General features: G+C 56.2%; 17 protein-coding genes. 9 read left to right on the top strand and 8 right to left on the bottom strand.

All coding sequences use genetic code 11. From position 1 onward, the window contains the following. Nucleotides 1-44: 44 nt before the first annotated feature. A complete protein-coding gene (locus tag V2S86_RS14885; RefSeq protein ID WP_330763023.1) occupies nt 45-1277 on the top strand; it encodes a YncE family protein in 1233 nt (410 codons plus the stop codon). Nucleotides 1278-1313: 36 nt separating this feature from the next. Here the strand turns inward: V2S86_RS14885 and V2S86_RS14880 are convergent, their stop codons facing one another. Next, a complete protein-coding gene (locus V2S86_RS14880) occupies nt 1314-1562 on the bottom strand; it encodes a hypothetical protein (RefSeq protein ID WP_330763022.1) in 249 nt (82 codons plus the stop codon). Nucleotides 1563-2136: 574 nt separating this feature from the next. Between V2S86_RS14880 and V2S86_RS14875 the strand changes: the two genes are divergently transcribed. From V2S86_RS14875 to feaR, 3 genes are all read left to right on the top strand, one after another. Beyond that, on the top strand, nt 2137-2775 hold the full coding sequence (locus tag V2S86_RS14875) for a DsbA family protein (RefSeq protein WP_330763021.1): 639 nt from the start codon (nt 2137-2139) through the stop codon (nt 2773-2775). Between the two features lie 175 nt (nt 2776-2950). Next, nucleotides 2951-4801 (top strand): hypothetical protein, encoded by a 1851-nt coding sequence (locus tag V2S86_RS14870; RefSeq protein ID WP_330763020.1) that lies wholly within the window; start codon nt 2951-2953, stop codon nt 4799-4801. A gap of 186 nt (nt 4802-4987) precedes the next feature. Further along, the gene (feaR, locus tag V2S86_RS14865; RefSeq protein ID WP_330763019.1) at nt 4988-5902 is read left to right on the top strand and encodes a transcriptional regulator FeaR; all 915 of its coding nucleotides are present in this window, start codon (nt 4988-4990) and stop codon (nt 5900-5902) included. Nucleotides 5903-5937: 35 nt separating this feature from the next. Here the strand turns inward: feaR and V2S86_RS14860 are convergent, their stop codons facing one another. The 3 genes from V2S86_RS14860 to tehB all read right to left on the bottom strand — a co-directional run bounded on the left by V2S86_RS14860 (nt 5938) and on the right by tehB (nt 9265). Further along, on the bottom strand, nt 5938-7437 hold the full coding sequence (locus V2S86_RS14860; protein WP_330763018.1) for an aldehyde dehydrogenase family protein: 1500 nt from the start codon (nt 7435-7437) through the stop codon (nt 5938-5940). Between the two features lie 158 nt (nt 7438-7595). After that, nucleotides 7596-8234, bottom strand: coding sequence for a leucine efflux protein LeuE (gene leuE, locus V2S86_RS14855; protein WP_330763017.1), 639 nt, complete (start codon nt 8232-8234; stop codon nt 7596-7598). 170 nt (nt 8235-8404) lie between these two features. After that, a complete protein-coding gene (gene tehB / locus V2S86_RS14850; RefSeq protein WP_330763016.1) occupies nt 8405-9265 on the bottom strand; it encodes an SAM-dependent methyltransferase TehB in 861 nt (286 codons plus the stop codon). Between the two features lie 229 nt (nt 9266-9494). Between tehB and V2S86_RS14845 the strand changes: the two genes are divergently transcribed. After that, a complete protein-coding gene (locus tag V2S86_RS14845) occupies nt 9495-10610 on the top strand; it encodes a DUF1615 domain-containing protein (RefSeq protein ID WP_330763015.1) in 1116 nt (371 codons plus the stop codon). Here V2S86_RS14845 and V2S86_RS14840 read toward each other — a convergent pair. Together V2S86_RS14840 and V2S86_RS14835 are read right to left on the bottom strand one after the other, a co-directional pair. Then, complete coding sequence (locus V2S86_RS14840) at nt 10607-11215, bottom strand: glutathione S-transferase (RefSeq protein ID WP_330763014.1); 609 nt, start codon at nt 11213-11215, stop codon at nt 10607-10609. The two genes, V2S86_RS14845 and V2S86_RS14840, sit on opposite strands and share 4 nt — an antisense overlap. 28 nt (nt 11216-11243) lie before the next feature. Further along, the gene (locus V2S86_RS14835; RefSeq protein ID WP_330763208.1) at nt 11244-12089 is read right to left on the bottom strand and encodes an alpha/beta fold hydrolase; all 846 of its coding nucleotides are present in this window, start codon (nt 12087-12089) and stop codon (nt 11244-11246) included. Between the two features lie 66 nt (nt 12090-12155). Between V2S86_RS14835 and V2S86_RS14830 the strand changes: the two genes are divergently transcribed. Beyond that, nucleotides 12156-13064, top strand: coding sequence for a LysR family transcriptional regulator (locus V2S86_RS14830; RefSeq protein ID WP_330763013.1), 909 nt, complete (start codon nt 12156-12158; stop codon nt 13062-13064). A 12-nt stretch (nt 13065-13076) separates the two neighbouring features. Here the strand turns inward: V2S86_RS14830 and V2S86_RS14825 are convergent, their stop codons facing one another. Next, the gene (locus V2S86_RS14825) at nt 13077-14753 is read right to left on the bottom strand and encodes an alpha-keto acid decarboxylase family protein (RefSeq protein ID WP_330763012.1); all 1677 of its coding nucleotides are present in this window, start codon (nt 14751-14753) and stop codon (nt 13077-13079) included. Between the two features lie 888 nt (nt 14754-15641). Between V2S86_RS14825 and pagP the strand changes: the two genes are divergently transcribed. The 3 genes from pagP (at nt 15642) to V2S86_RS14810 (ending at nt 17281) form a co-directional block, all read left to right on the top strand. Further along, nucleotides 15642-16235, top strand: coding sequence for a lipid IV(A) palmitoyltransferase PagP (pagP, locus tag V2S86_RS14820; RefSeq protein WP_330763011.1), 594 nt, complete (start codon nt 15642-15644; stop codon nt 16233-16235). Nucleotides 16236-16417: 182 nt separating this feature from the next. Next, complete coding sequence (locus tag V2S86_RS14815) at nt 16418-16903, top strand: DUF2501 domain-containing protein (protein WP_330763010.1); 486 nt, start codon at nt 16418-16420, stop codon at nt 16901-16903. A gap of 114 nt (nt 16904-17017) precedes the next feature. Next, nucleotides 17018-17281 (top strand): putative hemolysin, encoded by a 264-nt coding sequence (locus tag V2S86_RS14810; protein WP_330763009.1) that lies wholly within the window; start codon nt 17018-17020, stop codon nt 17279-17281. 20 nt (nt 17282-17301) lie between these two features. Here the strand turns inward: V2S86_RS14810 and V2S86_RS14805 are convergent, their stop codons facing one another. Further along, the gene (locus V2S86_RS14805) at nt 17302-17934 is read right to left on the bottom strand and encodes a hypothetical protein (RefSeq protein ID WP_330763008.1); all 633 of its coding nucleotides are present in this window, start codon (nt 17932-17934) and stop codon (nt 17302-17304) included. Between the last annotated feature and the right edge of the window lie 149 nt (nt 17935-18083).

Genomic DNA, 18083 nt, shown 5'->3' with positions numbered 1-18083 from the left:
GTTGTTCACCCTAACGGGCTTTATTATTTCAAGGAGATAAACGGATGTCTGGAACAATAGGAACACCCCGCGCCTTACTGTCGCTGTTGATCGCCACCTCGTTGGTGGTGGCCGGTGCGGCCCAGGCCCGCGATGCCGGGATCAAACCAGAGGATATCCAGCGTCAACCGCTGTCGTCTGCGTTGGTGGAGATGGCCTACAGCCCGAGCCAGCAGTCGCTGTTCGTCAGCGCGCCGGACTGGAAGGAAGAGGCGCATTCCCGCGTGTTGCGCCTGGATCCGGCAACGCTGGCGGTGCAGGCGGAGATCCCACTGCAGGTTAAGGGGTTTGGCGTGGCGCTGGATGATACCGGTAAACGGCTGTATCTGACGCAGGGTTTCAACGGCTCGGTCGGGGTGGTGGATACTCAGACCAACCGTGCGCTGAGCAGTATCCCGGTGACCGAAAAGACGATGCTTGAGCAGACCTACAAACAAGCGGGCATCAGCGGCAAACGGCTCGAGTTCCTGCTCAAGGAGCTTAAGCGCTTCAAGATCACCGAGGATTACCAGTACCGGATCCGCGAGGTGAAATATGACGCGCAGACCGGTCGTCTGTTCCTGCCGGGGCTGGGGTTCGGCGTGGATAGCGTGCTGTTTGTGGTCGACACCCGCAATAACAAGCTGGAAAAAATCATTCCCGGTTTTGGCTATAACGCGGTGGGCATCACGCTCGATGAGAAAGGGCGACGGGTATTTGTCTCCAACATGCAGGGGCAGCTGATCACCCTGAATGCCGATACGCTGGCGATCACCTCGACGAAAGAGATCCAGGCGGATCAATTGCTGAATTTGGTGTATGACGGCAAGAATAACCGTTTGTTAGGGGTGGATCAGGGGATCGATCGCGACGACTACCGCAACACGCATCTGGAGCACGAATACGCCAAGCGCAGCAGCGGGCACCGGGTGTTTGCTCTGGATGCGGACAGCGGCAAGGTGCTGGCCAGCGAACTGACGGATGAAGTGCCGATCGGCCTGTTGTTGGACGACGGCAACCAACGTGTGTACGTTGCCAACCGTAATGGGATCCGCGTCGAGCAGGGTGCCGGCACCTTGACGGTGTTTGATTCGAACACCCTCAAGCGCCTGCAAACCCTGGCACTGCCGCCGCACCCTAACAGTCTGGCGCTGGATACGCGCAACAATGTGCTGTTCGTAACGGTGAAAAATGATGGCGCAAGCACCAAAGCCGGCAAACCGGAAAGCGTAGTGCGCATTCAGCTGCATAAAAACTAACTCTCCCGTACTGCGTCAGCGACCGCTGACGCAGATTTAATCATCGGAATGCTTGTTGCGGTCGAAGCGTGCCTCTGGTGCGCGTTTTTCCGGCGCTGGGGCGTGCGTCTTCTTGATCGGTTTTTTATTGTGATGCGCCTTTTGCGGTATTTTATCGCTATGCAGTTTTTTATTATTTTGGTGAATTACCGGTTTTTCATTAGGTTCATTTACCTGCTGCGCCGCGAAGACCTGTGCGCTATTTAACGCCATCACGGCGGTGATGATAATCATCAGTCTTTTCATTATTACATCCTGAGTTCTGATAAATATATTTTATTAAGCCCCCTATTAAAGGGGCCGTTATTTAACGTGGTGCGTTAAAATGATAACCGGGGCCGCCTGGGCCACCGCGCCCGCCACCACCGCCACCAGGAGGTGGGAATAAACAGCCGGACAGCATTGCGCTAATAGTCACCGCGCTGATGAACATCAGAATACGACGCATAATATAACCTTTATAACTAAATCGAGGTGGCTAGTATTATCTTCCGCTGCGGGGGTTAGCAATAGGGAAAGAGTAGGCAAACCGAAAAGATTCCGTAAGTAAGATTATTCTAATCAGAGAAAAAGGCATTCGGCTGGGATAACTCCGGTTAATACGTCGGCCAAAACATGTCTTCCAGCAAGGCATCGATAAGCGTCGACTTTTTCAGGTACCTTGTCTGAATCGGGAAATACGGAAAACAGGCCGGGCCTCCGTTTTTGATGCAGGTCAATCCTCTATAAACAGAAGGTAATAAAAACTGGCCTTGAACCGATAATTTTATTATAAACACCGCCGTTAGGGACAATAGTCGAATCTGAAACGGGAGTGTTTATGTTGGCTAAAATGAATCGGTTAATCGCCGCTGTACTACTGATGTTATTGCTTCCTGCCGCCACTGCGGCGGATTATCGCGAAGGCGAACAATATACCCGCCTGGATAAGCCGGTGGCCTCCGCCCCTGCGGTGGTGGAATTCTTCTCCTTCTACTGTGGCCCTTGTTATCAGTTTGCCGATACCTACCACGTGGGCAGCACCGTCAGCCAGGCGCTGCCTGCCGGCAGTAAACTGACTAAATATCACGTTGGCCTGATGGGCAAACTGGGCAACGAACTGACCGAGGCCTGGTCGGTGGCGATGGCACTGGGGATTGAGGATAAAATTGAAGGGCCGCTGTTTGACGAGTTGCAAAAGAAGCGCGCCATCAACAGCGTTGAGGATATCCAGCGGGTATTCAGCGCCGCCGGCGTGGATGCGGCCGCTTATGAAAATGCGCGCCACAGTCTGTTGGTGAAAGGCTTGATCGCCAAGCAAAATGAGGCGGTGAAGGCGTTGGACGTGCGTGCGACGCCGTCGTTTTATGTTTCCGGCAAATACAAGATCGATAACGCCGGTATGGCGAGCACCAGCATCGATGGCTATGCGCAGGAGTACGCGGCCGTGGTCCGGTATTTGCTGGATACGCAGCCCTGACATTCAGCGACCTTCTGGTGCAGGGGATTCACGCTGCACCTGAAGTTAGTTTTCCCACTTGTTCTGCCAGCCGTCAGCAGACGTACAGTGATAACCTCTGTTTTCCCCGATCGATATAGTTGTGACTCCCGGCAGGAGTCCGCTGACTCTTGCCCTATTTGCCAAGGAGTCATCTATGTCATTACCTTCATCGAGTACCATTTACTATGTCGCAACGCTGAATGACGTTGCGTTAAACAGCAGTAATACGGAGGAAATTGTCGTGACCGACAGCTACACCGGGGGCCGGTTTATCAAACAAACCACCAGCCCGACGGTAGATCGCTGGGATATCGATGGTGTGATGTTGATTAAAGACGCCAATAACGTTATCTGGGAACGGGTTGTTGAAGACTGCGTCGATCCGGAGTGGTGGGGAGCCCGCCCGTTCTACCGGAATAAATCGGGTAATTTCGTTAACGATGGTTATGACAGCGCCCCGGCATTTAACCGCATGCTGGCCTGGCTGGTGGGTACGGTGATTGTTTCGAATACGGGCGGTACCTATATTAACTGGACGCCCAAGCCGGCGGGGGTGCGTTTTAAAGGGAATCGGCAGTATGGTTTTAGCTCCACCGTTACCTGGAATACGCGCATCAACCTGTATGCCAATGGCGGCGCTATCTTTGCCAACGAAGGTTTTAACCAGGATGTGAATGCCCCGAAAGCTCTGCTGCGCCTGTATAACGAGAAAAATCGACCGACCATTGAATGTACGTTGGAAAAGCTGGAAATGTACTCTTGCAGCCCTAACCGCATCGACAGCGGCAGCATTAATCAGGGCGTAATGGCAATGCTGTTTGAAGGTGAAGGTGTGGCGGGAGATTTCCGCTTCTGTCGCTGTGTGGTGCGCGAGGCGAAATTCTATCACTTCCGTACGGCTCCTGCGGTTCGGTATGGTGCTCGCGCCTATTTGGTCCGTTTTTATGATAGCTATTTTTCTCAAAATGGCGGGGGGGACGTTTATTACCCTGCCGGTATCGCCGACGCGGGCGAGAACTTCAGCTACACCAACTGCACCTTTGGCAATGGCGGCGTGCTGAACCTGGAAGGTGGGGCGCATAATTTCGTCAACTGTTCTGTCGATTATCAAAAGTTTGGTTTTCTGATCAAAAATGCGCGCGTATGTATGCTCGGTGGGCATATGGAGAGTAACAGCGATATTGCCGACAGCCGCGTAGTGATTACCGGCGACGGCAGCTTCAGTGCCGTAGGCACCAAGTTTTACGGCACAACCAATACGCAAATCACCGCACCGTCCTATTTTGATGCCCAGCAATATCACAGCCAAGTGATCCTGCAGGACTGTGAGTTTGAGAATACGTTCGGGCATGCGGCATTGTTGTCTGGAGAGGGGCAGTTAAAAACCCACGGTTGTATGATGGTTAATCAGAACCAATGCCCGGTGTTGCAGCCATTAACGTCGAAAAACAATAAAATGCTTAAGCTGCAAACGGCTGAACAGGTCACCTCTTATTTAGCTACCCTGTACGGCTACGCATTTACCGCTGCCAACTACCTGGTGCAAACCGTTTACCCGCCGGCCGGATCCGCATTTACCGGCAAGGTGATTGAAATCAGGAAAACGGCCGATACTGCGGGCAGCCAGCGCATTGCCATTCCGATGGCGATGGGTGAGGGCAGGGTGCCTTACTGTCGCGTGCAGGTTATGGGATCGGTGGCGTTCACTACCGCTGCCGGTTATGCATTTTCCGGTGAAGGGATCCGCAGCGTCACCGCACCTGCGGGCTATTATTTCTCCAACGTTAAGGACACCTGGAACTTCGGCTCGGTCAATGTGACTACGACGCCAACGACGGCAATCAACATGTTCGGTAACGCCAGCGATTTCAACGTTGGCAGCGGGCAGGCACCGCGTAACATTGCCGATGGCAGCCAGCAATGGCTACTGTTCTATATCGATCTGACCAATTTGCCCACGGGGGCGTCGCTGTATATCGGTAACATCAACTTTAACGTTTTGTAACCCTCCACCTTGTCTTACCGACCCGGCTACGGCCGGGTTTTTCATTTATGCATGGCGAAATGGGCAATCTGTGATCCCTGCGCCAGATCGTCATCCCGGCGTTGATTGTGCGTTATCGGGTTGTTATGTTGATTTTCTGTTCAGTGCTGCTCGCGGTTTCATCGCTGATGTTTGAAGGGGAAAATCATGGCAATTTCCGCACAGGTCAGAGACGCCGGATTTGAGGCGTGGTTGGGGAAAATCAATTCCGCCTGCGGCCGTTTCTGCGCTAAAACGCTGGGGCCGGGGTTTAGCGGCGCGATACAGGAGTTCCGCATGCACGCGCTGCGCCTGAGCGTGGTGGATGCCGCCCAAACCCGGTTGTATCGTACGCCACTGGAGATTGCCCGCAGTGACGGTTCGCACTTTTTTACCGTCTTTCAACTGCGCGGTAGCGCATTGATGGAGCAAGGCGACCGGCAGGCCGTGTTGTCCGCCGGTGACATCACGTTAATAGACGCTTCCCGGCCCAGCAGCTTTACCTTTCAGCACGACTCCCGCCAGATTTCCTTACTGATGCCGCGTAGCTATATCGAACACCCCTTGGGCATGACCGATTTGCCGTGCGCGCGAAGGATCGGGGCGGAAAACAGTGTGGTGCGGCTCAGCCGGCAGCTGGTATTGGGCTGCATGCAAGATCCGCAGACGAGCGCTGCAGAGAGCGAAGCGATCCTGAACGCGGTGGCTACCTTGTTGCGCCCGGCACTTGTCGACCCTGACGTGGCATCCGAAGCGCAGCCGCAATGCTTCGCCCGCTCGCTGGCATTGATTGATACGCATATTCAGTCGGAACAGCTGCGCCCAGAGTGGATCGCCGGGGAGCTTGGCGTTTCGGTACGTAGCCTGTACCGGATGTTCGCCCGCCAGGGGCTGGTGGTGGCCCAGTACATCAAGAACCGCCGTCTGGACCTGTGCGCGCAGGCCTTGCGTAGCGCGCCGGGGCGGAAAAAACTGGCCACGATCGGCTATGACTGGGGGTTTACCGATCACAGCCACTTTTCCACTGCCTTCAAAGCCCGCTTTGGCGTTTCGCCGAGCGAGTACCGTAAACAGTATCAGTAGCGCCGCAGGCGGCGCCCTGATGATTTAGCCGATGCTCAATAGCGAATGCACACCGATTTGGTTTCGGTATAGGCGTCCAGCCAGTCGGGGCCGAAGTCGCGGCCGCTGCCGGACTGTTTGAAACCGCCGAACGGCATGTTGGCGTCGATCAACGTATGCGTATTGACCCACACCGTACCGGCCTGAATGCGCGGCGTCAAAGCCATCGCCTGTTGCAGGCTGGTGGTCCACAGGCTGGCGGTCAGGCCGTAATCGGTGTCGTTGGCTTTGCTCAGCGCCTCTTCGGCGTCCGCGACCCGGATCAGGTTGACCACCGGGCCAAACACTTCTTCACGCGTCAGGTTCAGCTTGTCGTCCGGGTTAATCACCAGCGTCGGCGGGATGTAGAATCCTTGCGCATCCGGCCCGGCCGCGCCGCTGATCAACTCTGCGTGCTTGGCTCTGGCATCATCCAGATAGGCCGCCACTTTATTGCGATGATCGCGCGAGACCAGCGGGTTTATCTGTGCCGTGGCGTCCATGCCCGGCCCGACCGACAGCGACTTCACCGCCTGCTCGAACCCGGCCACCAGCTTGTCGTAAATCGGCGCTTCGATGTAAATCCGCGAGCTGGCGGCGCACACCTGGCCCTGGTTGAGGAAACTGCCCATCATCAGGCCTTCGATCACCTGCTGCGGATCCGCATCTTTCAGCACGATGGCCGGGTTTTTACCGCCCAGCTCCAGCGTGACGCGCGTCAGGCGATCCGCCGCGCTGCGTGCGATGCTTTTGCCGACTGGGGTGGAGCCGGTAAAGCTCACTTTGGCGATCAGCGGGTGTTCGGTCAGCGCCTTGCCGCAACCGGTGCCACGGCCGGTCACCACGTTGAATACGCCCGGCGGAACGCCGGCCTCGGTGGCCAGTTCGGCCATGCGCAGCAGCGTCAGCGGGGTGGTTTCAGACGGCTTGATCACGATCGAACAGCCCGCCGCCAGCGCCGGCATCACCTTCCACATGCCGATCATCAGCGGGAAGTTCCACGGCACTATGCCGGCCACCACGCCAATCGGCTCTTTACGGGTATAGACCTGATACTTTGCGCCCGGCGGCATCGGGATCGACACATCCAGCGTCTGGCCGACAATCTTGGTGGTCAGCCCGGCGGTATAGCGCATCCAGTTCAGCGTGCAGCCCACTTCAAAGGCGCGGGCGATATTGATCGATTTGCCTTGTTCCAGCGTTTCCAACTGGGCCAATTCTTCGGCGTGTTGCTCAACCAGATCGGCATAGCGCAGCAAAATACGCTCGCGTTCGGCCGGCAAGCGCTGTGCCCAGACCCCGGTGGTGAAGGCTTTATGGGCCGATTGCACCGCACGGGCTACGTCCTGCGCGTTGGCATCGGCGGTAGAGGAGATTTGCTGTCCGTCGGCGGGGTTATACACCGCCAACCGGTCATCGGCGCTGGATTCACACCATTGGCCGTCGATATACAGCCCGTGTTGACGGTCGAGAAAACGCGAAACGCTGTCCATCACTGCTGAGGTATTGTCAGGCATACGCCCTCCTGTCAGACAAAAAAGGTCGTTATCGTTAACCTTAAAAGCCTACAACAGGCGGCCGGGATCGCCTTTTGTCTGCCTGACATTCGGTTTGTGCTGCGTGACAGTCTGCGAGGAGGAAACGGCTGAGACGCTCAGCCGTTGCTAAACGAAGATTACGAACTGAGCGTCGCCAGGCGGGTGGCGAAGCCGAGGAACAGCAGGCCAATCAGGCCGTTGCCCAGTTTTGCCAGCCCTTTCTTATGGTTAAAGAAGTGCGCCAGCATTGCGCCCGAGAAGATCAGCGTCGTCATGTAGATAAAACTGACCGACTCGAGGATCACCGCCAGGATGGTGAACGACAGGCCGGTGTGGGCATAGTTGAAGTCGATAAACTGCACGAAGAACGACACGTAAAACAAAATCGCCTTCGGGTTGGTCAGGCTCAGCGTCAGCGATTTGCGCAGGATGCTGTGGCCGCCTTCAACCTGCTGTTGCTGCGCCGCGTTTTTCTGGATAAAGGTGGTGTAGAGGATTTTTGCGCCCAGGAACAGCAGGTAAATCGCACCGAGAAAACGCACCAGGGTAAACAGGAACGGCGTGGTACGGATCAACGAAGCCACGCCGATATAGGCGCAGAAGATCAGGACCGCATCGCCGATAAACACCCCCAGCGCGGCGGTATAGCCGGCGCGTACGCCGCGTGTAACCCCGGTTTTCAGTACGTACAGCGTATTCGGGCCCGGCAGGATGATGATGAAAATCACCCCGGCCAGATAGGTCCAAAGATTCAGGACGCCAAAACTTTCTAACACAATAACCTCTCCATGCGCGGAACTGACAGGCAAAAAAACTGGCTACGCCCGTAGCCGTGCGCGATCCTAACGCCGCAGAGGTGGGTTGGCAACGTAATAAACTTCATGTTGTTTGCCGAAAATAGCGTCAGTCGACATCCGCGGCGCTGACGCCAATCTTTTGCTCAGGATTAGGGCTTTCGTGCCAGCAGCGTGGCGAAACGCAGGGAAATGCGGTTGCCAGCGGTGTCGGTTCGGTGCAGCTGGCCAACGTCTTCGTTGTACTTGAGAATTTCCCAGCCCCGGTAATGGTCTTTCAACTCGCCTGGCTTAAAGGTGAACGGAAAGGGCAGGCTGCACGGGTAATCCGGAGTATCCATCGCCGCGACGATCAGGTTATGGCCGCCGCTGAGGGTGCCATTTTGCATCTCTTGCACCAGCGAGGGGATCCGCTCCCGGTTCAGGAACATGAACACCACGGTGGAGAGAATAAAGTCGTATTCGCCGCTGAAAGAGTGGGTGTTGAGGTCCAGCGTGCCGGCGCGGATGTGCGACAGGGCTTCGCTGTCGATGATGCCGTTGAGTTTCTCAATCGACGGCAAGTGTTTGTCCCAGGCGGTGACGTCAAAGCCTTTCAGGTTGAGGTAAAGCGAATTGCGCCCGCCGCCGCAGCCCAGATCCAGCGTCTTGCCGGGGGCGATTTGCCGCGCGGCTTCGATCACTTCCGAGTGGGTGCGCGTCAGCTCATACTTTTTAGCGTAGTAATCTTCCGGCGAACAGTAGAACGCCAACTGGCAGATCATGTCATCCGAGAAGGAAACGATGCGGTGCCATTGCTGCGGCTCGATAAACGGCGGTTGGCTCTCGGGGCTGAACTGCCAGGTTTCGGTGGTTTCACCTTCTTGCGTCATCAGCGCGAAGGTCAGGGTGCCGCTCAGCAGGGTAAGCCTGGCCCAGGTGCCGGCCTGGGTATTGTGTTTTTGCTGGAAGGTGGCCGGCAGCGTTGCGCTGTTCCATTGCGGTAGCGTTTTATAACAAAGCAGATCGTTCATGCGTCTCTCCTGAGGCAGGGCGTTGCCGGCGCGTGGCGGGCGAACAAAATGATTTTATATATTGCATATAAAATACATGTTTATTGGCCGTTTGAAAATGCCGGCGAGGAGGAAAGGCGCGGTTTACCGCTTTGAAACTCAGGCGGTCTGATTAGACTATTTTTAACTGGATTGCGTTCTCCGGCTGGGCTAACGTCAGTGCAGATTATGCCAAACGATCAGGGAAAAGATGTCAATTCGCCGTTTTATCACCCCAACAACCATAGGCCCGCTGAGCCTGGCCGCGCTGCTGGTATTGGCCGGCTGTACCAGTAAAACCATCAAGGCGCCGGAGCATCGTCCCGCCGACGTCAAGGCGCAACTGGTGCGGCTGATGCCGGCCAAGGCTGCCGATCGTCAGGGCTGGGCCACCGATATCACTGCCGCCTTTGCCGCACAGGGCATAGAACCGAACACCGAAAACCTGTGTTCGGTGCTGGCGGTGACCGAGCAAGAGTCGACCTTCCAGGCCAATCCGCCGGTTGCGGGGTTGCCCGGCATTGCCTGGAAAGAGATCGATCGCCGCGCCGATCAATTGCATATCCCGAACTTTCTGGTGCATACCGCGCTGCTGATCAAATCGCCGAACGGCAAAAGTTACAGCGAGCGGTTGGATAAAGTGCGCACCGAGAAGGATCTGAGCGACATCTTTGATGACATGATCGATACGGTGCCGATGGGGCAAAAGCTGTTCGGCAGCCTGAACCCGGTGCATACCGCCGGGCCGATGCAGGTAAGCATCGCCTTTGCCGAGGCGCACGCCAAAGGGTATCCGTACCCGATCGACGGCTCGATCCGCCGTGAAGTGTTCAGTCGCCGTGGCGGTATGTACTTTGGCATCGCGCATCTGTTGGGTTACCCGGCCGACTACAGCCAGTCGATCTACCGCTTTGCCGATTTCAATGCCGGCTGGTACGCCAGCCGCAATGCGGCGTTCCAGAGTGCAGTCAGCCGGGCGAGCGGCATTCCGCTAGCGCTGGACGGTGACTTGATTAACTACGGCACCGATAAGCCCGGCTCCACTGAGTTGGCGGTGCGCACGCTCGGAAAACGCTTGGATATGAGCGATTCGGCGATTCGCGGGGCGCTGGAGAAAGGGGATTTGCTCGAGTTTGCCGACACCCGTCTTTATGAGCGGGTCTATGCGCTGGCGGAAAAAACGGCCGGCAAGAAACTGCCGCGTGAAATGCTGCCGGGCATCCAGCTGGAAAGCCCGAAAATTACCCGTAAGCTCACCACCGCCTGGTTTGCCAAGCGGGTGGATGAGCGGCGCCAGCGTTGCCTGGCGCGCGCATCGGCAGGTTAAACCTGAGGGGTGCTGATAAACGCGGAGTGTTGCTCGGCTTGAGCGGTAAACGCCGCCAGTACCGGGTGCGCCTGCGCGCTGATCCGTTCGGGCAGCATCAGTTGAGTAAAGCTCCAGGCCACCGCCACGCTGACCTCCGCGCTGCCCATTGGCTGCGGTACCGCGGCGGTTTGCGCCAGAGATTTCTCCAGTTCGGCGTAAGCCGCCAACAATTGGCCCTGAACGCGATCCAACCACGGCTGATGCTGTTTCTCCTGCGGCCGCTGTTGCTGTTCATAAACGATTTGCACCGTTTTTTCGCAGGCGGCCAGCGCCAGCCCTGTCAGTTGCAAAGCGCGCAACCGTGCAGGCCCGTGCGCCGGCAGCAGGGTCTGGCCGGCGGGTGCCAGCCCGGCGGCGTACTCCAGAATTAGCGAAGAATCCATCAGGATTTGATCGTCGCTCAGCACCAGCGTCGGGGCTTTCACCACCGGGTTGAGGGTTTTGAATCGTTCAAAATCGCTAAATACCGACACGGCGCGGTGTTCAAATTCGATGCCCAATAATTTCAGGCAAATAGCCACCCGGCGCACATAGGGTGAATCCAGCATGCCAATCAGTTGCATCAGGTTTTCTCCTGGGCATATTGCCCGTTTAAAGTGAGTGTATAAATGCCACCAGCCGCTGCGCCACCGCCTCCGGCGCGTCCTCCATGAGAAAATGCCCCGCCTGGGGGATCACCTGCAGCCTGGCATCGGGAATGTCGGCTTGCAAACGGTAAGCGTAACTGACCGGTTGCCATTCATCGTTTTCGCCCCACAGGATCTGCACCGGCAGGCGCAGTTCGGGCAGGCGCTGTGCGAAATCCTCAGTATAGCGGGCATTGTAATGGGCTATTTGCTGTTGGTAGAACGCCGGTTGGCCGACCACGCCGACGATCGGCGCCAGATAGCGCTGCAATAATTCACCTTCCATCAGCGATTTGTTGAATACCGCCATTTTTAATTGCCGCTCCTGGGTTTGCGCGTGCTGCCGTTCGTCCATCACTGCGTACTGGCGATAGTTATCGCGAATGCCGCGCCAGGTGGGAGAAGGCCAGGAATCGTAGCTGCAAATATCCGCGATGGTCAGCGAGCGAAAGCGCTCCGCATGGCTAAACGCCGCACGCAATGACAGCGCGCCGCCAATATCGTGACCAAAGACGTGGGCGGTATCCAGTTGCCAGTGATCCAGCAGGCCAATCAGCAACTCCGCCTGTGCGGCAATCGACGTGTCCGCCGACAGCGGGCGCTCTGACGCGCCGAAGCCCAGTAAATCGTAGAGGTGAACCTGAAAGCCCGCTGCCGTCAGCCTGGGCAGCAGGTTACGCCAGATTATCGAGTGGGCGGGCGTACCGTGCACCAGTACCAACGGAACGCCTGCACCGTGCATGCCGGCGGCAATGCGATGACCACCGACGATAATGTGCCGATCGAGCAGGGTAGGGAAGTTATTCATGATGATCTCTCCATTGAGGTGGCTGTACCCAACCTACTCATTCTCTTTTCATGACGCCAATGACAAGTTATGGTGAATAAATCCCATTTTTGTCATGGTGTGCAGATGAACCCGCGTTTATCCATCGATGCATTACGGGCGCTGCAAAGCGTCATTGATACCGGCAGCATGACGCGCGCCGCGCAACAGCTCAATCTCAGCCAGTCGGCGGTGAGCTGGAAAATCAAACGGCTGGAGGAACAACTGGGCCGTATTCTGATCGATCGCCAGGGCGGTGTGTTGACCGCCACCAGCGATGGCGAGGCGCTGCTGCTGCACGGACGGTGCATTCTGCAGGCTCACGATCGGGCGCTGGCCCACTTTTCGCCCTCGTCGTTGCAGGGTTTGGTGCGTTTTGGCGCCACGGAACAGATGCCGCTGGCCCAACTCGCCGCCTTGCTGACGGCATTTACCCATCAGCATCCGCAGGTTGACGTGCAGTTGGTGATTGAACAAAGCCAGGTATTGCGCAGCGCGTTGGCGAAGGGGGATCTTGATCTGGTGCTGCATCAGCAGTTCCGCGATGCCCTGAGCACCGAGGATGTGGCGTTGGAAAGCGAACGCATTCACTGGTGTGTCCCGCCTGGGTGGCATTATCAGCCGGGCGAGAGGGTGAAGCTGGTGAGCTACGGGCCGGACTGTTTTTACCGCGGCCTGGCGGAAGAGCGTCTGAGCGCGGCGGGCATCGATTACCGGGTTTGCGTAGAGTGCCCCTCGATAGCCGGCATGTTGGTGGCCATTTCTGCGGGAATGGGGATAGGTCTGCTCAATCAGCAGTGTCTCGATCGCCGGGTACAGGTCGATGCCGGGTTTGAGCGCAGCATGCCGCTGCCAGAAGTGGTGAATGCATTGCGCCTGGGCGCCAAGCGGCATCATCCGCTGCTGCAAAGGCTACAGCAGCGGATCGTGCAGGCGCTGGGGAAAACGGCCGCTTCCTGAGAAACGGCGCGGTTATGCGCGGCGCGGGTTGGTCAGGCCGAAGTTGAAGTTATTGCAGCGGTTGCAGAACTCTTTCATCACCGGTGGGGTATCCATCATCGGCACCTTGACTTCGATAAAGGCCAGCCGATCCTGGCGTGAAGCCTGTTCCAGCGCCAACTCCAGCTGTTGAGTGGTTTCGACCGCCACGCAAAACGGTGTGGCCTGGGTGTTGAGCACCGCCGGCAGTTTGGCGTAATCCCAGTGTCCTATGTCGTTGTAAGACGAATTTTCCCCGAGAATGTAACGCTCTATGGTGTAACCGTCGTTATTAATCAAGAAGATGATGGGCTTTTGCTCATAGCGCAGCAGGGTGGAAACCTCCTGGGCGGTGAGCTGGAAGGAGCCATCGCCAATAAACAGCAGGTGCCGACGATGTGGCGCGGCCATCATGGTACCCAGCAGCGCCGGCAGGGTATAACCAATCGACCCCCAGATCGGCTGATTAACCACTTTCACGCCTTCCGGCATGCGCATGCCGCCAATTGCCGCCCCTGAGGTGCCGTTCTCCACCACCAGCACGTCATCCGCCCGAATAAAGCGCTGCATCCTTTGCCAGAAATAGGCCTGATCGAGAGCCGCTTCCCCCGGCGTCGCCAGCCGGTGCTTTTGTTCGGGGAGCGGCGCCAGCGGCGGGGCCGTCATGCCTTTATCCAGCGTCAGCAGCGCTTGCAGCAGGTCTGCCGCCGCCACCGCCGGGTAGGAGGTGGTGCCCAGCTTCAGCGAGAAAGGCTGAATATCAATCTGCGTACCGGCAGGGATGTGATGCGAGAAATACCCGGTGGTGGAATCGACCAGGCGCACGCCGAAGGTCAGCACGCAGTCGGCGTGCGCCATGTGATCGTACAATTCGGGGCGCGACAGGTCGCCGCTGTAGCCGCCCATCCAGCCGGCGGTAGTTTCCGGAATAATGCATTTTGCCGTCGGCATATTGGTGAGCGGGATCGCAAATTTATGTGCGACGTCGACAACTAATTGCTGTAGCTGAAAACGATCCACCATTTGGTCGATCAGAATAATGGGTTTTTTCGCCTGTTTGATGCGCGCCAGCAGCGCCATCGCCGCTAACTGGACATTATAAGGATCGCTCTGCGGTAATTGCGGTGAGGTGGCGGCTTGGGATATTTCAATTTCGACATCGCAAATATCGGAAGGCAGTTGCAAATAAACCGGCTTCTTTTCCGTCCAGGCTCGGGAAATAACGCGCGGAATTTCCACTGCCGCATTTTCCGGTGTGATTAACGCTTGGGCGACGGTGAACTGTTTAAAACAGTTCATGACGTTATCAAAGTTACCGTCCGCCAACGTGTGGTGCAGCAGCTCATGGTTTTTCATCGCATGCAGCGGCGGGGTGCCGGACAGGCAGATCACAGGTGCAGATTCGGCATAGGCGCCGGCAATGCCGGACAGCGCGGCCAGATCGCCCACGCCGTAGGTGGTGATCAGCGCTCCGGCACCTTTTAGGCGCGCATAGCCGTCGGCGGCATAGGAGGCGTTAAGTTCGTTACAATTACCGATGAACGCAAGCTCGCCCTCCTGTTCAATTAATTCCAGCAGCGCCAGGTTATAATCACCGGGCACGCCATAGATGCGATCGATGCTCAGGGTACGGAGCTGTTGCAGAATAAAGGCTCCAATAGTGATTTTCATGTGTTTCTCCGGATTTTATCTCTTTTCTTTTATCAGGCAGAAATCAGCAAAATACATTGCCGGCGATGTTGTGTGGCGTTAATGAAATAATCCGCTCTGGTGCAGACGGTTTTTCTCGCTGGTTTTAACCATTATGTAAACTCCCTGCTTGTTCAAGCTGGGGCGGTGGTGTGGGAAATGGCGGGATTGTATTCGAAGGTTTACGTTGCTATTAACCAACATTAAAAATAAGGTTATCGAGAGGGGGTATTTTTCATTGAATCTGATTGAGCGGTAAAATCGGAGCGGGCGCGCAGATAATGGGATGCTCGGCAATAGTTCGGTACTTTTGCCGGCAGGGTTAGTCCCCATTTTTTATTGCCGTTTCTTTTTTGCTTTTCCCGCATGACCGCCCATCCTAAATAACTCTTTTTAAGTATCTCCGCTGAGTTACCTCATTAAATTGCAGGTGACCCAACGCCGGCCTGAACGGTTATTTGCAATGTTGCATAGATGTAACATTGCGTTTACATAAATGCAGCATTCGGACGGGCCTCGGTTTAATGGGGGCGGCCTGCAAAGTGGGTTTTCAGCCGCCGTTGCAAATGGGAGGGCCATCACATTCCCCTTTCAAGCGGGAGTAACGATTTCGCTACACTTTGCGTGAAGGCGAAGATCGCCCCATGCCGTGGAGCCTTCCATTATTGCGGAGTTTTCCGACAGACGGGGTATTTGGCGAGCAGTAGGCTGAGCGCCCGGAATAGGACCTGTGGGGTCATATTCCTTGCCGATAGCAAAACTTAACCAAGTGACAACAGGGTAGGGAAAATACCTTGGATAAATAAGATACAGCTTGATCTTGCCAATGTGATCGGTAAGAATCCCCGGCCTTAATTTTACAGGAGCTTTATGATGTTTTTTAAACGGACAATTTTGGCTTGCTCGGTGGCATTGATATTTCCTGCACTACCTTCTTACGCTGAGGTTGGTGCAGGAAATAGCAATTCCGTACAGGCTGAAAAACCGGGGTTGTGGCAGCGTTTCACCGATAACGTGTCGGAAACCTGGAATAACTCGCCGAATAAAGACATCTATCTGCCGGCCATCACCTGGCATAACCGCTGGACTTACGATGACGAGCACATCGACAAGTACAATGAGCGGCCCTGGGGCGCCGGTTATGGCATCTCGCGCTACGATAGCGACGGAGACTGGCACGGTATCTATCTGATGGCGTTCAAGGATTCGTTCAACAAGTGGGAACCCATCGGCGGTTACGCTTACGAGAAAATCTGGCGGCCGCTGGATGACAAGGATTTCCGCCTGGGGCTGGGGTTTACCGCCAGCATTACCGCGCGGGACAACTGGAACTACATTCCTATCCCGGCGCCGTTGCCGCTGGCGTCGATCGGGTATAAACAGCTGACCTTCCAGGCGACCTATATTCCCGGCACCTACAACAATGGCAACGTGTTCTTCGCCTGGTTGCGCTGGCAGTTCTGATCCCCGGCGGGCCGTGTGGCCCGCCGCCCGCAACGCTTCCTGCCGAAAATGACCTGAATTCTGAAAAATGGCCGCCGCGAGAGATAAACGGAACTTGTCGGCGGCCGTGGCGTCGGAAGAGGTGACCCGGCGCATTGCGCTTAGCGCGCCGCTATCGCGAAATAAACAGGAGCTTTACCCTCATGAACACCAAACATCGTTTACTGTTGGCGCTGACCTTGACCACGGCTATGACCTGCGGGGCAGCGCAGGCTGCCGGACTGATGGATTCCCTCAGCAGTGCCGCCGGTGAACTCAGCAAGTCAGGGGGCAACACCGGCGGAACCTCTCTGTCTTCGCTGACCGGTCTGCTGAATGGCGGCGATAAGGCGCTGAGTTCCGGCAGCATGACCAACGCCGCCGGCATCCTGCAATACTGCGTGAAAAACAACGTACTGTCGGCCGACGGCACCGAAGCGGTGAAAGACAAATTGTTGAGCAAATTGGGTATCAGCAGCACGGAAAACGCCAAGAGCCAGGATTACCAGCAAGGGCTGGGCGGTCTGTTGAAAACCGGCGATGGCAAGAGCCTGGATCTGAACAACCTGGGCGTTTCGCAAATCACCGACAAAGTGAAGCAAAAAGCCTGCGATCTGGTGCTGAAACAGGGCGCGTCCTTTATTTCCTGATAGCCTGAACGGCGGGGGGCTACGGCCATCCGCCGTTTTTATTTCTCCGTCGTATTTCAGGCGGCAACCTTGTTGGCTGCGTCTTGAAATTCATAGGGGTTTACAAGAGCGAAAATGAAAGAAATTCTGATGATCTCCCTGCTGGCAGGGGTGACGCTGTTACAGGGTTGCGCGATGAAATCTCCCGAAGCGCCGCCACCGCCGCAGGTGAAAGCTATTGGGATGGCAAACCCGGCAGACGTTTATTGCACCGGGCTCGGCGGCAAGCTGAACGCCAGGCAAAACGCCGACGGCCAGTATTCCACCTGCACCTTGCCGAGCGGCCAGGAAATCGAGAGTTGGGAACTGTTCCGCCGCGATCATCCGGTGAAGAAGTAAGCTTAACGGCGTCGGGGCATCTATCTGGCGCCGTATCGGAACTCGCGATCGTTGATGGATTGGAACTCGATGCCGCTGTTCGAGTGCATCTCCAGCGGCATCCGCCAATCGCTGTCTTTACCCAGGGCGAAAGCTCTGGAGCGGAAATTGCAGCCGCTCTTGATGTTCTTGATTTTCATTACATGCTCCGCAGCCGAATCGATTTTGACATCGAAGTTGCCGGCGGCGGGAATGAATACTTCCGCCAGCTGTTGCGGCGCGGCAGGCGTTTCCAGCCTGACCAACACCGCAAAATCGTTGCCTTGATTATCCAGCGTCAGACGATGCAAGCCGGCACCGGTCAGGCGTTCCGGTTGATGCAGATAACCGGCCGATGACGGCCAGGCTTGCCCTGCATTGTCGTGCAGCGGTCCGCCGCACTGTTCACGCGCTTCGCGCAGCGGCATTTCGCGCTGAATAGTCCGGTTGTACTCGATGGGGGCGGGCGCCACAAATTCATCATCGCTTTGATGCGCGCGCAGATAGCGTTTGGCGCTGAATACCCCAGCGGCAATCAGCATAAAGAAGATAAAAATCGTCAGGCGATTCCTGAAGATGGGGCCAAGCAGCCTGCCCGGTAATTGAAATAACCACTTCGCGATTTTCGACAGCATCTTTTTCCCTTAGCGCCCAAGCCGTTACGTTCTACGGTAACGATGCTTGCCTCAGTATAGCCAACATCTCACCGACGAAAATCCCTCCCCGGCATTTTTTCTTCCCTTCATGTGTTGTACGGTTTTGTTCATTTGTGTACATTCATGAT

It is taken from the genome of Serratia sp. C2(1) (assembly GCF_036352655.1).
Lineage (GTDB): Bacteria > Pseudomonadota > Gammaproteobacteria > Enterobacterales > Enterobacteriaceae > Serratia > Serratia inhibens.
This window is presented reverse-complemented; position numbering and strand designations above follow the sequence as displayed.